14 protein-coding genes are annotated in these 19,231 nt (G+C 39.1%); 5 read left to right on the forward strand and 9 right to left on the reverse strand.

Annotated elements, in window-relative coordinates; translation table 11 throughout:
- Nucleotides 1-434: 434 nt before the first annotated feature.
- From QMA08_RS08040 to QMA08_RS08050, 3 genes are all read right to left on the reverse strand, one after another.
- Nucleotides 435-635 carry a ribosome alternative rescue factor ArfA gene (locus QMA08_RS08040; protein ID WP_182693223.1) on the reverse strand — a complete coding sequence of 67 codons (201 nt, stop codon included), beginning with the start codon at nt 633-635 and terminating at the stop codon, nt 435-437.
- A gap of 216 nt (nt 636-851) precedes the next feature.
- Nucleotides 852-3,392, reverse strand: coding sequence for a TonB-dependent receptor (locus QMA08_RS08045; RefSeq protein WP_024597458.1), 2,541 nt, complete (start codon nt 3,390-3,392; stop codon nt 852-854).
- Between the two features lie 254 nt (nt 3,393-3,646).
- Nucleotides 3,647-4,600, reverse strand: coding sequence for a HAMP domain-containing sensor histidine kinase (locus tag QMA08_RS08050; protein WP_182693303.1), 954 nt, complete (start codon nt 4,598-4,600; stop codon nt 3,647-3,649).
- 224 nt (nt 4,601-4,824) lie between these two features.
- Here QMA08_RS08050 and QMA08_RS08055 point away from each other — a divergent pair, with 224 nt between their 5' ends.
- Nucleotides 4,825-6,153: an HD domain-containing phosphohydrolase gene (locus QMA08_RS08055; protein ID WP_290174141.1), complete on the forward strand. Its 1,329-nt coding sequence runs from the start codon at nt 4,825-4,827 to the stop codon at nt 6,151-6,153.
- 74 nt (nt 6,154-6,227) lie between these two features.
- Nucleotides 6,228-7,247, forward strand: coding sequence for a ferrochelatase (gene hemH, locus QMA08_RS08060; protein WP_182768630.1), 1,020 nt, complete (start codon nt 6,228-6,230; stop codon nt 7,245-7,247).
- 424 nt (nt 7,248-7,671) lie between these two features.
- On the opposite strand, the gene QMA08_RS08065 is transcribed toward hemH, so the two are convergent.
- The 6 genes from QMA08_RS08065 to QMA08_RS08090 all read right to left on the reverse strand — a co-directional run bounded on the left by QMA08_RS08065 (nt 7,672) and on the right by QMA08_RS08090 (nt 13,763).
- A complete protein-coding gene (locus QMA08_RS08065; RefSeq protein WP_076924937.1) occupies nt 7,672-7,992 on the reverse strand; it encodes a hypothetical protein in 321 nt (106 codons plus the stop codon).
- Nucleotides 7,993-8,001: 9 nt separating this feature from the next.
- Nucleotides 8,002-8,745, reverse strand: a complete 744-nt coding sequence (locus tag QMA08_RS08070; protein ID WP_002962106.1) for a nuclear transport factor 2 family protein — start codon at nt 8,743-8,745, stop codon at nt 8,002-8,004.
- Between the two features lie 250 nt (nt 8,746-8,995).
- Nucleotides 8,996-9,739 (reverse strand): ferredoxin--NADP reductase, encoded by a 744-nt coding sequence (locus QMA08_RS08075; protein WP_290174142.1) that lies wholly within the window; start codon nt 9,737-9,739, stop codon nt 8,996-8,998.
- 639 nt (nt 9,740-10,378) lie between these two features.
- Nucleotides 10,379-11,977, reverse strand: a complete 1,599-nt coding sequence (locus tag QMA08_RS08080; protein ID WP_076914907.1) for an ABC-F family ATPase — start codon at nt 11,975-11,977, stop codon at nt 10,379-10,381.
- Between the two features lie 291 nt (nt 11,978-12,268).
- Nucleotides 12,269-13,009, reverse strand: a complete 741-nt coding sequence (locus QMA08_RS08085; RefSeq protein ID WP_290174143.1) for a transporter substrate-binding domain-containing protein — start codon at nt 13,007-13,009, stop codon at nt 12,269-12,271.
- 13 nt (nt 13,010-13,022) lie between these two features.
- A complete protein-coding gene (locus QMA08_RS08090; protein ID WP_290174144.1) occupies nt 13,023-13,763 on the reverse strand; it encodes a transporter substrate-binding domain-containing protein in 741 nt (246 codons plus the stop codon).
- Between the two features lie 334 nt (nt 13,764-14,097).
- On the opposite strand from QMA08_RS08090, the gene QMA08_RS08095 reads away from it, so the two are divergent.
- The 3 genes from QMA08_RS08095 (at nt 14,098) to QMA08_RS08105 (ending at nt 19,231) form a co-directional block, all read left to right on the forward strand.
- Nucleotides 14,098-14,700 carry a class I SAM-dependent methyltransferase gene (locus tag QMA08_RS08095; protein WP_290174145.1) on the forward strand — a complete coding sequence of 201 codons (603 nt, stop codon included), beginning with the start codon at nt 14,098-14,100 and terminating at the stop codon, nt 14,698-14,700.
- Nucleotides 14,701-17,655 carry a DEAD/DEAH box helicase family protein gene (locus tag QMA08_RS08100; protein WP_290174146.1) on the forward strand — a complete coding sequence of 985 codons (2,955 nt, stop codon included), beginning with the start codon at nt 14,701-14,703 and terminating at the stop codon, nt 17,653-17,655.
- Nucleotides 17,656-17,758: 103 nt separating this feature from the next.
- The gene (locus tag QMA08_RS08105; protein WP_290174147.1) at nt 17,759-19,231 is read left to right on the forward strand and encodes an OmpA family protein; all 1,473 of its coding nucleotides are present in this window, start codon (nt 17,759-17,761) and stop codon (nt 19,229-19,231) included.

Consider the following 19,231-nt stretch of genomic DNA (forward strand, 5'->3'; position numbering starts at 1 on the left):
CAAGTCACCTTCTACAGACCATACTCTAACTTGAGTATAAGCACCTGTAGACGCGCAGCTTGCTGGCGTTTAAAAGCACCGCTTTTACATTTAGTCGGATGCATTAGTAAACAAGTAACTTAATCACCACCGAGAAGTGAAGGAGAAAACAAGGAGCCGTGACTAACCATTACTCGTGTTTTGTTTGTGTAGCGCACAGCGCCTCAGTGGTGAAATATCATATAACTTAAACAAATGGACTTTGTCTGCTCATTTACTCCTCTTTTTCTTCTCTTTGTGCGTTCATATTTTAAGGGCTGTTATTCACAAAGAGGTTTAGAGGCGCTGCGCTTCTAGAGGACAGCTTGCGAGTTAAAATAATAAAGAACTAAAAGTAAAAGCGAGGTATAAAACCTCGCTTATTATATTCAAAAGCCCTATTTGATCGGTGCTATTTAAGCCGCGATTAAATAGGACTCTTGTCCTGAATGCTTGTTGTTGCGTTTAAATGAACCTTTGCCTTTTTTAGCTTTAACCACTTGTGGTTTAAATAATTTAGAGGTGACCATTGCCGCTAGTGCATTGTGGTTTATAACGCCTCGTCCTGTGTCTACCGCGCTGGTGTTTGCGGTTTTTGTTTTAGATTTTTTAGTCATATATTTCCTATCAACTAATGGTTATTTTAAGTTAAATAATAAAGAGGCTTTTATATTGGCCTATTTAAGAGATGGCGATTGTAGGCTTAATTTTCAACCGCGCAAGTATTTTTAACATCCATTTGGTAGTTTTTTAATAATAAAAAAGCATAAAAAAAGCGCAGTTAATAACTGCGCTTATAATTACTTAGTTTGCTTTACTTTTTTATAAGATAATTAAAAACTAAAGCTTACTTTTGCGTAATACGTTCTGCCGTCAAAACCGTATGGCAATGCACGTACTGGATATTTAAATGCGCCGTTGGTGATAAAATTAAGTACTTCGTCGTCGCCTAATTCATCTGGTGTTTCGTCAAATACGTTATCGGCACCTACCGAAAGCGCAAACATGTCATTAATTTGGTAACTAACATTTAAATCAACTAACACAGCAGACTCAACCGTACTTGTTGGTTTAAATGACCCCGTAGGCGAAAGCTCACCTGGTAATGAAATATGGTCGTTACCAAAGTATTTTACATCTGTTTCGCCAAAGTAGTTAAAGCGAATGGTTGATGTGTAGGCATCGCGTTCGTAGTCAAACGTAAGCGTTGCACGTTCGCTCGGTTGTCCGTCGGTAAAAAAGCTGCGTTGTAAATCGTCAAAAGCAACCGCTTCAGGAATACCGTCTTCTGCGTTTACGCTGTCAATTTTAGTATCGTTTAGGTTACCTGCAAAGGTTACTCCTAAATTACCGCCTTCAACTTCAGTGCGGTACGATGCAATAATATCAACACCTTGCGTAGTAGAATCAACCGAATTTGAGAAGTAGTTAGCTTGCACAGCTCCCGTTGCTTGTAGCGCTGCAACCGCTTCTGAGCTAAACGATACGTCGTCAGCCGAAAGCAAGCTGCCAAGTGTAATACGGTCTTCAATTTCTACACGGTAAAAATCAACCGTTAACGAAAGCTCGCTTGTTACATCGTAAACAAAACCAGCGCTGTAGTTTGTTGATGTTTCAAGCTCTAAGCTATCTACGCCTAACGCACTTGGGAAAGCGGTCCCTGTGTTTGCTGTGAACGACTGCGTTAATGTGCCGTCTGAGCCTAAGTTAGTTGTAAATGCTGTATAACCACTTTGTTGAAGTGATGGCGCTCTAAAACCAGTAGACAGTGCACCACGTACTGCAAAGTCATCTGAAAATTCATAACGTGTTGCTAATTTACCAATTAAATCATCCCCAGCATCTGAGAAATCTTCATAGCGTAGTGCACCACTTACGTTCCATGCGTCGGTGATCATAGTTTCTACGTCTACATAAACTGCGTAGCTGTTACGGTCGCTGTCGTTAGCAGCTTCAGGGCGAAGGCCGTTATAAGCTTGAAAACCACACTGTGCAAATTGATCCGGATCGTTTACTGATGGGTACGAAGTATCCATATTTGCTAACCCACACGCGTATGATGCTTCATCGCCAGGCACTATTTCGTAGTTTTCTTTACGGTATTCGGCGCCTACTGTTACATATAAAGGCTCACTACGGCCAATATCTACAATACCGTTTACATCAAGGTTAACCGTTGTTTGATCGAATCTAAAACCACCTGAGTAACCGCCAGTAGGGCCTGAGTTTGCTGCAATGTCGGCATCGCTTGCATCTGGGTTATTAAATAAATACTCGGCCGCGTAAGAAGCATTTAATGTATTGCGTGATGTAAAATCGTATTGGTTTTCACCATAAACAGCCGATACATCGTAAGTCCAATCTGTGTTTATATCGCCTTTAAAACCAAGCGCTACTGAAATATCTTGTGCTTCGTTATATATGCGCGGTAAAAAACCATCACTATATACTTGGGTTACGTTTTTAGAGGCTTCGTTAAAATTACGGTAAAAACCATTACCCAGCGCCGTGCGCTCAGAGTAGCCACCAAACGAGTAAAGCTCGCCGTCGCCCATTGGTAATGCCATGTTGTAAAATAACGACGTAAATTCACTTTCTGAGTTACCTTGGCCCCAGCGTACATCTTCACTTAGCGTACCTGGTTCAACATTAAGCGAACCCCCCGTATCGCGCTCGGCGCGGTTAGTGCCGTCGGCATCACGGTACTCAAGCGATAGGTTAATGAAGCCGCCTTCGTTACCTAATTCAAAACCACGGTTTAAACCTGCTGAAATAGTGTCGCCGTCACCTTCACTTGTGCCGCCGTATTGTACAAAACCCGTTGTAATACCGGTTGAGTTATTAAGAGATAAGTTAATAACACCTGCAATAGCATCAGAGCCATACTGCGCTGCAGCGCCGTCGCGTAATACTTCAACACCTTTAAGTGCTGTTAGCGGAATGGCATTCATATCAGTACCCGCAGCGCCTGCGCCTACTGTACCGTTAAGGCCAAAAATTGATTGGTTATGACGACGTTTACCATTTACTAATACAAGGGTTTGATCTGGTTGTAAGCCACGAAGTGTTGCGGGTCTAAATAAATCTGAACCGTCTGATACTTGTGTACGCGAAAAGTTAAATGAAGGCGCTGTCGCTTGAAGGCTTTGGCCTAATTCGGTAAAACCACCTTTAGTTAAATCATCCGCGTCAATTAAATCAATAGGAGAAGAAGACTCTGTAGAGGTACGGTTAGATACACGCGATCCTAATACAGATATTTGCTCTATGTTTTTAGCAGCTTGCACTGGTGCTTCTTCAGCGTTAACAATGCTTGGTGCGCTAAACGCGAAAGCAACGGCTACAGCAAGTGTGTTTAAACGGTATGTTGACATAGTGACGACCCTGTTTTTTGTATTCTTAATAATATGTGTGTGGTTATGATGCTCACAACCTGTTGCAAACATCCTAGCAACATATGCAAACAAAAAGAAATGAAAAAAACTAAATATTTGGTCTAAGTATGCAAATAAACTTCAAGATAAGAAAAAACCACATCAAATCGGTTAAAATACGTGCTAAGAAGGGATTAAACATCAAAAAACAGAATGTTTAACACTTTATTTACAATGTGGTTTTGTTCGTTATTTTACACTTTTAAAGGTAATAGGCAGCGAATGGTCGTACCTGTGCCTAATGTACTGTTAACTTCTACTTTTCCACCGTGATCGCTCACCATAGCGTATACAAGTGTCATACCCATACCGGTGCCTTTTCCGACTTCTTTTGTTGTGTAAAAAGGGTCAAACATATGTGCTATTGTGTCTTCATTCATGCCACAACCGTTATCTTTTATTTCAATACAAATATTTGTGTGTAGTTCAAAAATATTGACTTCAATAATGCAGCCTTTTTCTAAATCTAACTCGCAAGCTTGCCAAGCATTCATTAAAAGATTTACAAAAATCTGATTAATTGACGATAAATTGCACCAAATGAGTGGTAGGGGTTCAAACCGCGTTTTTATTTCGCATAATTTAAGTTTGCTACTCAATAACCTTAAAGCATTATTAGCACCCGTTGTTACATCGGCTAATTGTTTATCTTGAGAAGAGGTGGGGTGGGCAAAGTTTAATAAGTCATGCACTATTTGTTTTATACGTTTAAGTCCTTCAACGCTGTCGTTAATTTGCCCCTGCAAATTGTTATAAATCCACGCGTACGGATACTGTAAATTGAGTATGTCGATTTCGTGTTTAAAACGGCTCTCTTTAATTTCGTTATTTAAATATTGTTCGTTAAGTTTCAGCAGCGCTACCAGTAAAGGGCTTGCGTTTTGTAGGCTCTCTACGTTACTCATTGCATAGGCAAGCGGGGTATTTATTTCGTGGGCAACGCCTGCACTAAGTGTACCTAAAGTCGCCATTTTTTCGGTTTGCACAAACAGCATTTGTTGGTGTTCTAAGTCGGCTACTTTTTTTTGTAGTTCATTATTTATGGCAACTAAAACGCTACTTTTATCTTTGAGTAATTGCTCTGCAGCTAAGCGCAGCTTTTGTTCGTTTAAAAAAGCACGTTCAAAATTACCATCTGATCCATCCATTCCCTTCATCCATATAGATAACTTTATACTTAACGTTTAGTCGTCTGTATGCAAATTTGCAACTTTAGTGCAGCCAAGGCCTAATATTATGCATAAGTAATTATCTACTTATTGCTAATAACTCCATTATGTAAATACCACTTAATATAAAAGGTAGGCACAAACACACCATAGAGTATTTTTTTAAGCTATTATTTAACCAGAAGTAATTTAAAGGCGACTCAATGACTCAAGTAACACCAAGCACACCAATAAATCAGGTTGATGTACTTTGCATTGATGATGATGAAATAGTACTACGCACGTTAACAAGACTACTTGAAGTAAATGGCCTGTCGGTTATTGTTTCCGATAACCCGCAAAGTGCACTAACGCTTTTTAAAAATCATGAGTTTGGTTTAATTATTAGCGATATGCGTATGCCGGTAATGAACGGTGCCGAGTTTTTAGAAAAAGCACGTGCGCTGGCACCCGACACCCAACGCATTTTATTAACCGGTTACGCCGACATACAAACCACCTTAGCGGCTGTTAATCAGGGCCAAATAAATGGTTATATTCAAAAGCCTTGGCAAAACGATTTATTACTTCGTAGCATTAGAGATAGCCTAGAAAAATTTGCACTAAAAAAACAAAATCAAAAATTAGAGGCACAAGTTAAAGCGCAAAACCAAGAGTTGCTAGAGCTTAATAATTCGCTTGAACAACGGGTAGAAAAACGCACCTTACAAATCAAACAGGTTTTAAAAAAGCTTGAAGACGCCAACGAGCGCGAAAAACAAGAGCATAAATCGACCGTAGAGCTGCTATATAATTTTGTTAACGCAAACCCTTACCTAGATGGCAACAAAGCACAAAATATTGCTAATACCTGCACACAAATAGCACTTTATTTAAACTTGTCGCAAAAAAGCATTGATCTTGCCCCTATGGCTGGTTACTTGGCGCAGATAGGCTTGCTTGCTATGGATCCTGATCTTTATAAAAAACCAGTTAACCGCTTAAACGAGCAACAACGCAAAACCTTTTATACTCACCCAAGTACTGCACAATTAATGTTAATGCCAGCAATACATTTACATGACTTGTCGGATGCTATTTATTATCAGTTTGAGCGCTTTAACGGAAACGGAATGCCCAAAGGCCTTGCCGGAAACGACATACCAATAGGCGCTATGGTGCTAGGTTTAGCGCGCGACTATTGGGACGCGTTTGAGCAAAGCAATGCAAGTGATGAAAAGCAGCGCCACGATGACGCACTCGAAAGTGTAAAACTTTATAGTGGATCGTTTTATCATCCTAAAATTGTACGTGCACTTGAAGCAAGCCATGCAAAACTACACGAACAAAAAAGTTCAGCAGGATCAGTGCTAATTTGTAACGCCCATGAACTCAAAGAGCAAATGGTACTGGGCCATGCTCTACACAGCCATACGGGCATAATGTTGCTGCCCAAAGGTCATGTATTTGGCAGTAAATCGATAGAAAAACTCCAACAGCTAGAATCGAAAAAACCAACCCCGTTCAGAATAATGGTGAAAACTGCTAAATGATTGATCTAAACCGCAGTTTTTTTCGTTACAATGTGCATAAAATAGATTATTGAATTTGCTTGAAGGAGCACTCTGTGTCGCGATTTTCTGCGGTTACTGACAACCCCCATGATGGGCGTTTTAACCAAAAAACGGGAATACTGCTAACTAACTTAGGCAGCCCTGATGCACCAACAGCGGCTGCGCTTCGTACATATTTACGCGAATTTTTATCAGATCCACGCATTGTAGAAATACCACGCTTGGTATGGATGATAATTTTACATGGCATTATTTTACGCGTACGCCCAAAACGTTCGGCTAAATTATACGAGAGTATATGGACCGAAAACGGCTCACCACTTACCCACATTACTCGCCAGCAAAGTGTAAAGTTAAATACTTTATTAAAAGAGCAAGGTTATACCAATACTGAAGTAGTAATGGCAATGCGTTATGGCAACCCTTCAATAGAGGCAGGCCTTGAAAAGCTTCGTGATAAAGGCTTAACGCGTATAATTATTTTACCAATGTACCCGCAATATTCTAGCCCGACTACGGGTTCTACGTTTGATGCTGTATCGAGCGTACTGCGAAAATGGCGCTGGGTGCCAGAGCTTCATTTTATAAATGGCTATCATAAAAACACCCGTTACATTGAGTCGCTTGCTAATAGTATTAGTGAGGATTTAGAAGCGAATGGTATGCCACAAAAAATTGTTTTTTCGTATCACGGTATGCCTAAATTGTTTTTAGATCGCGGCGATCCGTACCATTGCCTATGTTTACAAACCACGCGTTTAGTTGTCGAAAAACTAGGCCTTGATAAAGACAAAGTAATTAGTACTTTTCAAAGTCGATTTGGTAAAGCAGAGTGGTTAAAGCCTTATACCGACGCAACTCTTGCAGCCTTACCTGATGAAGGTATTACCGATGTAGCTATTATAAGTCCTGCTTTTAGCGCCGACTGCCTAGAAACACTTGAAGAGCTAGAAGGTGAAAACCGTGAAATATTCGAAAACGCAGGCGGCGAAAAATACCGTTACATAGCGGCACTAAACGACAGAGACGACCATATAGAAGCTGTGTTTGATGTTATAAAACCTATGTTGTAACCCAAGCTTACTAAAGCTAAATATATTACGCATTAAGCGGTGTTAAAATTAACACCGCTTTTTTGTTTTTAATGCTTTTAAAATATTTAGTTAATTAATTCACAAAGAGGTTAAGAGGCGCTGCGCTTTTAGAGTGAGTGATAACACATAAAAATACTGTTTTTGTTTTTGGCTTTTCTCATTTACTCCTCTTTTACTTCTCATTGTGCAAATAAAAGCTTTTAAAGAGCTAATTATTCACAAAGAGGTTAAGAGGCGCTGCGCTTTTAGAGTAGTGATACATATTGGCTGGACTGGTTTTTCTCAGTTATTACTGATTACCTTATCTTTGTGAAAGAAATTACTTATATTATTTAATAATAATTAAAATAAATAAAAATGTACGTTTGAGGGGAGGCAATACCTAAGCAACAGCAATTAAACGCTATCGCTTAAAGTATAAATCAATCGCTTTTGTGAGGAGCTCGTCGAGTTGTTCTTCAAATTCTTCAATATTAATATCAAAGTGCTTTAAGTAAGCCCGAGCCTGAGCAAGTGATAAATTACGGCTGTTAACGCTGTATTGTCGCTCGTCTATGGTTTTATCGTAACGTGGTAAAAATACAAATTGGCCATAAAAGGGGGATTTAATATGCTTGTTTGCAAAACGACAAAAATCTTCAACATGCTCAGCACCCTTAGGTCCAAGGCAACCTGGCTCAATGCGATACATTAAGCGAATTTTTTTGTCGTCATTTATTTGCATTTAAAGCCTTTATCTAAAAAACAGTACGCGTACTATTTTCCCATCTTTAATTTGATAACTCGAAATAAGTTCTGAGCGTTTATCAACTACGTTTTCGTCAGTTGAACAAGTTTCTGAAAGTTCGTGATCAATCACTATATCACCGTGCACTATGCGCTTAATTGGTGATGAGTGAATACACTTTAACTTTTTAAACATTAGCCCATAACGTTCTATTAGTTTTTCTTTACCTTTAAATAATAGCTCATTAGGGAAAATATAAAACTCAACATCTTCGGCATATACACGAAGAAACTCTTCAATGTTACGTGCGTTATATGCTTTAACTAGCTGCTCTACCACAGCAAGTGATTCGCGCGATTGTTTAGCTTTAGTTTGCTGCTTAACTGTAAGTGCTTCTTTTGCTTGCGTTACTGCTTTTTCAGCTTCGGCTACAGCCACTGCTTTTTCTATTTTATTTTTAGGCTTTTCAGCAGGTTTAATTTGCTCGTTACCTAATACTTTTGAATCGTCTGGTTTAGTCGCATCAATTGTTGGCTTTTTAAGCTCTGGCGCTTTGTATTCAAGCGTATTTACTTTGTCGTCAGTGTTGGTTTGAGTTACTGATTGCTCATTTTCAACTTTTGGCTTTTCAACGCTTGTTTGAGCTTCAACTTGCGGCTCTTTTTGCTCAGGCTCGCTTTGCTCTGCGGCATAAGTAATTAGCGCAACGGTAGTGACTAATGAGGCTAAAATAATAGATAACGGTTTCATAACTTTCCTAAAATGAACACTAAATACGTGTAATACCAATTACATTAAATAGGCGATCTATTATAGCGTTAAAAAATAGCGCAATAACAACGCGAAAATTGTGACATATAGTTGTTCTATATGAATAACCTTTAACGCAGTTAGTGAGTTATTTAATGCAATAGAATGATCATATTTTTGATAAAATTAGTATAAGGGTGCAACATAGCAAATTTTAACGTTATCGGGTAGTTAATACCACCACTGAAGCCTACCAGTACTGCTCTACCGTAATATTGCCGGGGTTTTTACGGCGGTTACGCGTAAAGTTTTTATCGAGAAGTAGCGCGGTTGTGTCTTTTACCATTTGTGGATTTCCGCAAATCATAAATTGTGCATTACTGGGCTTTGGGTTTAACTTTACATGTTCAAACAAGCGGTTGCTCACAATTGCGTTAGTAATTCGCCCACTTAAGCCTTGTAATGGCTCCTCTCTACTTACAACCGGAATATAGTTAAGTTGTGCTGGGTACACTCTTGATAGCTCGTTAATAAGTGCCTGATAGCTTAAATCGTTATTAAAACGTACGCCATGCACTAAATTTAAAGTTTTGTATTTTTTCCATACATCGGGCTGTTGTAATATCGATAAAAAAGGCCCTATGGCAGTGCCAGTCCCCAACATCCAAAGCTGATCACTTTGTGGTATTTCATCAAGGGTAAAAAAGCCGGTTGCGTGTTGTTCTATTAACACGGTGTCGCCAGGTTGTAAGGTAGCTAAACGAGGAGAGAGCAAACCGTCAATTACGTTAATAAGATAAAACTCGAGATCGGGGTTTTCAGGGGCATTCACATATGAATAAGCCCGAGCAATACGTTTGTCGCCATCCATTATTGAAAGCTTTGTAAATTGCCCAGCTTTAAACGGCTCTACGTTTGCATTAACGGTTAAGCTAAAGAGTGTTTCGCTCCACCACGTGACATTTTTTACTGTTGCTTCAACCCAATTAGACATAGTTACCTCTTGGTTTAGCTATTAAAGTTTTAAATAATTCACTCCATCAACATTAGCATTAAGTGACAAAGACTTACAGGAGAATATGACTAGATTTAAAGCAGTGAGGTATGCAGAATTTACCAATAAAATAATGTGAATAATCAGCTCTGCGATAAGAGTCATTAATTGCATAAGAGAAAGCGATGCTGCAGTAACTAAGAAGAATTAAGTCAAAAAACAGTGTTTTTTTATTTTATCACTTACTTTAAAAGCGCTGCGTCTTATATCACCATTAGTGAACTATTTACTTGAAAAACTATTGCACTAGGAGAAGCCAAAGAGGAGTCAATGAGAAGAGCTAAGCCAGAAACGAGTATTTTATCACTTACTTTAAAAGCGCTGCGTCTTATATCACCATTAGTGAACTATTTACTTGAAAAACTATTGCACTAGGAGAAGCCAAAGAGGAGCAAATGAGAAGAACCAAGCCAGAAACGAGTATTTTATCACTGACTCTAAAAGCGTAGCGTCTCTTAACCTCTTAGTGAATTATTTATTTAAGCCTTTATTAATTAATTTTATAGTTAAACTCAAATTCCACACATAAAAAAACGGCGCTAAATTTAGCACCGTTTTTATAAGCAATAAAAAAAGAGTTTACGCTTTTTTCTCTTCACAACTTGCTAGGTATTCGTCAAACGTACCTTGGAAGTCGATTACTTTTTTATCTTTAATATCAATGATACGTGTAGCTAATGACGAAACAAACTCACGGTCATGGCTTACAAAAATAAGCGTACCTTGGAAATCTTTTAACGCGTTATTAAGCGCTTCAATGGCTTCCATATCCATGTGGTTAGTTGGTTCGTCCATAACAAGCACGTTAACGTCTTGCATCATTAACTTACCAAATAACAGGCGGTTTTTTTCACCACCAGAACAGTTACGCGCTTTTTTGTTTGAATCGTCTGCTGTAAACAACAAACGGCCTAACATGCCACGAACCATTAAATCGTTGTGCTTAGCTGTACGCCATTGCGACATCCAATCAAACAACGTCAAATCGTTATCAAAATCTTTAGTGCTGTCTTGCGGGCAATAACCAAAGCTCGCATTTTCAGACCATTTAATTTCGCCTTCATTACTTTTAAGCTCGTCTACTAAACAGCGTAAAAATGTAGTTTTACCCACACCATTTTCGCCAATTACAGCAAGCTTAGCGCCAGCTTCAAGTAAAAAGTCGCCGCCGCTAAATAACGTTTCGCCATCAAAACCATGGCCAAGCTTATTAACTTCAAGCGCCTGACGATACATTTTTTTACCTTCGTCAAACGAAAGCGATGGGCTCATACGGCTTGAAGATTTAACTTCATCAAGCTTAATTTTATCCATTTTTTTAGCGCGCGAACTTGCTTGCTTAGCTTTTGAAGCGTTAGCACCAAAACGGTTAACAAAGTCTTGTAGCTCGTCAATTTCAGCGCTCTTTTTAGCATTTTCAGCTAAAAGTTGCTCGCGTTGTAAGCCCGCAGCTTCTAAAAATTTCTCATAGTTACCAGGGTAAATACGCAGCTCACCGTAATCAATATCGGCCATGTGCGTACATACCGAGTTTAAAAAGTGACGGTCATGCGAAATAATAATCATCGTACATTTACGTTTGTTAAGCTCGTTAGCAAGCCACGTAATTGTATGAATATCCAAGTTATTGGTAGGCTCATCAAGTAGTAAAATGTCAGGATTTGCAAATAACGCCTGTGCTAAAAGCACACGTAGTTTCCAACCTGGGGCAACGTTTGCCATTAAACCGTAATGAAATTCTTTATCGATACCCGCTTCAAGCAAAATCTCTTCAGCGCGGCTTTCTGCCGTGTAACCGTCCATTTCAGCAAATACACTTTCAAGATCGGCAACTTTCATACCGTCTTCTTCGCTCATTTCTGGTAAAGAGTAAATACGTTCGCGTTCTTGCTTTACTTTCCAAAGCTCCACGTCGCCCATAATTACCGCGTCTACAACGCTGTATTGCTCAAAAGCAAACTGGTCTTGGCTTAGGTTACCTACTTTTAACCCTGGAGTAATAGATACATTACCCGCACTTGGAACAAGCGCACCGCTTAAAATTTTCATGAAAGTCGACTTGCCGCAGCCGTTAGCGCCAATTAAACCGTAACGGTTACCGTTACCAAATTTAGCTGAAATGTTTTCAAACAACGGCTCTGCGCCAAACTGCATCGTAATATTTGCGGTGGAGATCAAAAAAGGTAATCCTAGATTAGTACTGACAGGAGTACGCTGCAGCAAAACGCCACAAACAAGAACCAGACAATAGGGTAAATTAGCTGGCGAATTATACAGATCAGCCACAACGAATGAAAGATAAAAGGCAGCTAATTTATAACCAAGTAAAAATAACGGCAATTCTCGGTTTTAGGTCACTATTTTTAACGTATGTAGTGTTGAATGTACTTACAGCCACAATGTAAATAATTACTAATGCCAAGCAATATTAAAGAGGGGGCGCCAAATAGCTAAGTTATTAGCTATGTTTTAATGCATAGGCTGATAAATTAACTTTATAGCGGCCGCATTTTTGATAATTAGTTGATTAACAGTCGTCACGTCATCAAGTGTTAGCGACTCCTTGCTTAGCATAAAATGCACATTGTTAACGTTAATCGGTGTAATAGTTTTTACCTGCGAAATTGAGGAGTGTTTTTTCACAAAGTACTGCGCAACAGCAGAGTCTTCAATAACATAGTCGATTCGTTTTTTATCTAACATGCTAAATCGATTATTTGCTTGAGCAGTAAGCACGACCTGTGTTGGATACTTAGTTTTTAACTGTTCAAGCTCGTTACCAAAAAAGCTCCCCCGGTTAATACCAGCTGTAAAATCTTGACTAAAAAGATCAGCTAAGCTGGTTACATCAGGCGAGTCTTTATGTTTATAAAGATGCATAACTTCTTCGCGGTAGGGCAAACTAAAGTGCGCATATTGTGCGCGTTGCTCTGTATAACTTGCCGCGTAGGTTATATCTACTCGGCCATTTTTAAGCTCAGCTTGAACACGCGAAAAACTAGGGAAATAAGTCCATTTAATACAAAATTTTGAATCTTTAAAAATAGCGTTTACAGCATCCACTTCTGTGCCTAAAAATGTATCACCTTGCTTAACAAGGTAAGGCGGCCAATTAGTTTCGTTAGTGCCCATTACCAATGTTTTTGAACACGCAAGGGCATTAAAGTGAGTAAATAGCAGTGTAGTAAATGTTAAAAATAAAGTTTTCATTACACTCCTTAAATTAGTGTTCAAACAACGCTTTAAGTGCTGTTTTGTTTTTGTTTATATGCTCATTAATTACTGCAAGCTCAGTAACCGACACCGTTTTTTTGCTAAACATTAAATAAATATCGTCTTTATTTACATGCTCAATATTGGTTACTAATTTGATATTTGAGCCTTTTTTGGCAAAATAAGCCCCCACTAACTCGTCTTCAATAGCAAAATCAATACGTTGTTTATTAAGCATTTCAAAGCGTTTACTGGTTGCACTGGTGTATTCAATCTGCTTTTTATATTTAGTTTTATATTGCTCAAACTCCTCACCGTAGTAGCTCCCAAAGTTAGCGCCCACGGTAAGGCCTTGTTTAAAAATATCTTCGAGGTTTTTAACGTTATGCTGATTGTTTGTATTTTCGTACAAACGCATAACCTCAGTTCGGTAGTTATCACTAAAGTGCACATATTTAGCGCGCTCGTCTGTATAACTTGCAGCCCACTCCAAATCAATACGGCCGTATTTAAGCTCAATAAAAGCCCGCTTAGAATTTGGCAGTAACTTAACTTCAAAACAAAAAGGGGAGTCAGCAAATATAATGTTAAGCGCATCAACCTCCAAGCCTTGCAGCTTACCGTTAATGCCCATTACATAAGGCGGCCAAAAAGCATCGTGCGATGCTACGCTAAAGGTTCTTTCACAAGCAAATACATTAAATGGAGCCGTAAACAGCAAACATAAAAATACGGTAATTAATTTATTCATTGCGCCTCATAGTTATTATTTTTGCTTATTATTACAACAGTATAAACCAGCTTTTGTATTTTAGCGGCGCGGGCTTGTGTAAAGATGTAAAAACCATCCGTAATTATGAGAATGCCCAGTATGCAGGTGTTTATAGAAAGGTGGTTGTATTTTATATTTTATACAGCGTGTGTCACTCAGCATCAGTGCTTAATAACAACGGCGTATTAATTTAAAAATTTCTACTTATTAAGCCTATATTTAATGCGCTTGTTCCTGTAGATTAAACAAATAATGAATGCAGTATTAACAGTGTCTTAGCTGTTAAACGATTAGCCAAGGAGCGGTGAGTCTCATGTCAAACACCACACTTACTTATTACAACCAAAATGCCAAAGCTTTTAGCGACTCAACACTTAACGTTGATATGACGGCGCTTTATGCTGAGTTTTTACCGCACGTTGCACAACACGGTAGTATTTTAGATGCCGGTTGTGGCAGTGCGCGCGATGCCGCATTTTTTAAAGCACAGGGTTTTACCGTGAGTGCGTTTGATGCAAGCCCAGAGCTGGCAGAGTTGGCAAGCAGTTACTTACAACAACCTGTAGCGGTTAAAACATTCCAAGAGCTAAATTGTGTAAATCAATACGACGGGATTTGGTGCTGCGCTAGTTTATTACACGTTCCAAAAGCTGAGTTACCGCAGGTGTTTTTAAACCTACAAAATGCGCTTAAACCGAATGGCGTTTTGTATGTGTCGTTCAAATATGGCGATACAGAGCGTGTGCATAATGGTCGTGAATTTACCGATTTAACCGAGCAATTATTAAGTGATTTAATCAATCAGCACACGCAATTGAGCATAATGAAACACTGGCAAAGTGTTGATCAGCGCCCAGGGCGCGAAAGCGAAGTATGGTTAAATGCCTTGTTAACACATAGCAAAGCGAAATTATAAGTGAATAGTTTTAGCGAACATCAACACCTGCAAAGTAATAACCGACAGCTTATTACGGGTGATAATGATCCGTTATTACCCAACCTTGTACATGCCATAAACAATGCCACTGAGATTGAAATTACAGTTTCATTTATTCAGCCAAGTGGCTTAGAACTGTTGTTCGATCCCCTAAGCGAAGCTTTACAAAGCGGCGCAACACTCAAACTACTTACCTCAGACTACCTTGATATTACTCACCCTAATGCGTTGAGAGAACTTATGGCATTAGTAGATCGTGGAGCCGATGTGCGTATTTACCAAACGCACAGTAATCAAAGTTTTCATATGAAGTCGTATATTTTTATAAAAACAAACGACCAAAAAGAGATTACTGATGGCTGTGCCTTTATTGGCTCAAGTAATATTAGTGCCAGCGCATTAACCAAAGGGCATGAGTGGAATTTTAGACACGATTATACACAACCAAAAACAAGCCAAGCAGCAAAGCAGTTTTTAAGTATTCGCACAGCTTTTGAAAATATTTTTAATCACGAATTTGTTACCCATTTAAGCCATGAATGGATAAATAGCTACATTACTCGGCGTAAAACACAGCAGTTTGTATCGGTAAACCACGCTGATACAGCTGAGCAAGTTATTGAAAAGAATGAAGCTAAAACACCAAGGCCAGCTCAAATTGAAGCGCTTAATGCCTTAGCGAAAACGCGTACTGAGGGCTTTAAGCGTGGCTTAGTGGTTTTAGCAACGGGTATGGGTAAAACATGGTTAAGTGCATTTGATGTAAAACAATTCAAAGCAAAACGTGTTTTATTTGTAGCGCATCGTGAAGAAATACTTTTGCAAGCACAGCGTACTTTTTCTGAATTACTTACTTTATCTACTGGGTTTTATAACGGTAAGCAGCGAGACAAAAACGCTGAGTGTTTATTTGCCTCTATTCAAACCATTGGCCGAAGTAATCACTTAAAGCAGTTTGCACCAACAGCATTTGATTACATTATTGTTGACGAATTTCATCATGCAAGTGCGCGCGTATATCGCCAGCTTTTAAACTACTTTGAACCCAAGTTTTTACTGGGTTTAACAGCTACACCAGAGCGTACCGACCAAGCTGATATTTTAGGGTTATGCGACAACAACCTAGTATTTGAGCGTAACTTAACGCAGGGGATAGACCAAAAAACGTTAGTGCCATTTCATTACTACGGTATTTGGGATGAAAACGTAAACTACCAAGCTATTCCGTGGCGTAATGGCCGATTTGATCCAACAGCACTTGAAAACAAATTTGCAACCCAAAAACGGGCAGACCACGCACTTTTACAGTGGCAGCAATACAAACAGCAGCGCACATTAGGTTTTTGTATATCTACTAAACATGCTGATTATATGGCGGCTGCATTTAATAATGCGGGTGTAAAAGCGCTATCTGTACATAGCCAGTCAAAAGTACGCCGTAATGATGCACTAAAACAATTAGAACAGCGTCAAGTTGAAGTATTATTTACCGTTGATTTGTTTAACGAGGGGACTGATTTACCAAGCATTGATACCATATTAATGCTGCGCCCAAGCGACTCTAAAATACTCTTTTTACAGCAATTAGGGCGGGGTTTAAGAACTCTTGAAGGTAAAACACATTTAGTGGTGCTCGATTTTATTGGTAACCACCACAGCTTTTTAAATAAACCTTATGCGCTACTTCATGAAACCACGCCAACTGGTGTAGTTAAAAAGCTTAAAAAACCAAACCTTGCTGATGGCTGCTTTATAAATATTGACTTAAAAGTTACCAACTTTTGGCAGCAGCTAGCCAATATACAGCGCACCACAGCGTTAGAAGATATAACACAACTTGCCGAGCAACTAGGGCATTTACCTACATTAAGCGAGTTTTACTACCACTACGGCGATATAAAAAAGGTAAACAGCAACTACACTAGTTGGTTTGATCTAATTGCTAAAACACAAAATATTGATGACGAAGCACAGCAAAGTGCCAAGCAATTAGCACCGTTTTACGACTTTTTACATAAAGGCATACAAACAACCAGTATGACCAAATGCTTTAAAGCTATTTTGCTTGAAGCGTATGTTGCTTTGAATGGCTTTGCTAACCCCCCAACAGTTGCAGAACTTGCTGTAATGAGTGCAAAGGTACTCGCGCGCCATCCGAATTTAAAGCAACACGATTTACCTATTAAAGAACAGCAAGCAGCTGCAGATTCGCAAACATGGCAAAGCTACTGGCGTAAAAATCCAATTAAAGCCTACACCAATAAAAATAAAGACGGCACACAATGGTTTACCTTACAAAACAACACCGTAAAAGCCACGTTTGACGTACCTGCAGAAAAATGCGAATTACTAAACAGCGCCGTGTTAGAGCTGGTTGAATACACCTTAGCCAAATACAACCAGCGGCTAAAAGTAAAAACGCCAACCACGAAACAAAATACAGAGCAAGAAGCTGACAATGTAACTCAGTTAGTGTTTAAAGATCTTGCCGATACAGCAAACGCGCAAGATAACGCATTAAAACTGCCGTACTTCCCTAATATTAAAATTGCCTGCGGGCATTTTAAAACAGGGGATGAAAGCGATATGGAATTAATGGACGCACCTTTTGGTGCAGGCAAGCTTGATCCAAACGTACATTTTTTAGCCCGTGCATCGGGTAACTCTATGAACGGCGGTAAAGCCCCAATTTATGATGGCGACTTACTACTACTTGAGCTTATAACCTCTGATAAAGCCGGATCGCTACGCGGCCAAATTGTCGCGATAGAGCGAGATGATATAACTGGAGAAGGGCAATATTTACTGCGTAAAGTTAATAAATTACCAAACGGGCAATATGAGCTAATCGCTCAAAACCCAGATTATGAAGTAATGATTGCTGATGAAAACATGCGAACGTTCGCACGGTTTAAACAAATAGTACCAGAGTAATTTGATCATTTTAGGTGCGCAGCTTCCAGGCAAAGCTTTAAATTGCAGTTTATTTTTGCGTTGTATAAATTAAAAGCAATCATTTCAAAAAGGAAAATAAAAAATGAAATGTAAAAAAATCCATAGAACTGCTGCCTTAGTGCTTGCAGCTCCGTTAGTACTAAGCGGTTGTGCTGCTACAAATAATATATCTAACACAACTATAGGGTGTGTTGGTGGGGCTGTAGTTGGTGCGTTAGGTACTTTTTTGGTAACAGGCGATCCAAAAAAAGCAGCCATGGGCGCAGGGGTAGGTTTTATTGCTGGATGTGGCGCAGGCTACTATTTAGATAAAAGAGAAGAGGAGTTAGCCAAACTTGCAGAGGAAAGCTCATTAAAACCAGAATTTGAGCGTATCTCTAATAACGAAGCTAATGGGGCTAGCTTTTCAGAAAACGCCACTGAAAACGTGATAGCGTCTCAGCTTTCATTATCCACCGAAAAGCCAATGTTCGACTCAGGAAAAGCCCAAATAACAGATTCTGAACAACTTGCAAACTTACAAAAATTTCTCAAAGGTTATGTAAAATCACTTGATCCAGCTTCAAAACTATATGTTGTTGGGCATACAGACAGTTCAGGGTCTGCAGCGTTTAACCAACGCTTATCAGAAAAGCGCGCAAAATTTATTGCTAATGAACTTGTAAATGCTGGCGTAAATGAGAACCGTTTGTTTTTTGAAGGTGTGGGCGAGTCACAACCTGTAGCGAGTAACTTTACGAATGAAGGAAAAAGTAAAAATCGTCGCTTTGAAATAATAGACGTGCTCATGGATACAACCGGCGAGTCGGTTCAAGCGAATACTGTATCAGATGAGCAGGTTATCCAAGTTGCAAGTGCAAAGAAAACACGTATTGAAAATGTAATAAATGACCTTCCTGTTATAGTTAAAACTAAAAAATCACTACCTACTCCCACCGTGTCTGTAAGTAATAATCAGCACTCTACAAGCCTTGGGTTACAGGGAGTTAAACTTGAAGAGTTTGATAAGAGTTATGTGATAACAGCTTTGGGTGAAAGAGAAGAAGAGTCGTTTATGACTTTTTTTACAGCTGCAAATGCTGACGACTCCGAATTTATGGGAAGTTGTGCCTATGCGGCACCAGTTGTTCAATCTTCACTTAAACCATATAACGGAAGGCCTATTCAGAAAGCTAAAGTCGCTGACAGTATTAGTAATCTTTTTGGAACTGCATGGTACGGTATGGCTGGTTCTACAGCAATAACACTTGGTCCTATCGGCATAGAAAAGAATAATCTTAACCCTACGCATAAACCATATTTCAGTTTCTATAAACAATATGATGGCAGCGCAACTAAGGCTGATCTTAAATACCCTGTAAGTGTAGAAACATACCGTGGAGACGGAACTGTTTTAGTTCGTATGTTTGCTCAGGATGATAATGCACTAATGCGCTGTAGTGATGTGGTATTTAGTACCAATGGTTCTACTCAGACACAAGCTAGTGCTGTTATTTATCAAGAAAATAATGAATTAATGGCAAAAGCATTCAACATGAATTTAGTAAAAGGATAA

Source organism: Pseudoalteromonas sp. APC 3355 (genome assembly GCF_030407615.1).
Classification (GTDB): Bacteria; Pseudomonadota; Gammaproteobacteria; order Enterobacterales; family Alteromonadaceae; genus Pseudoalteromonas; species Pseudoalteromonas distincta.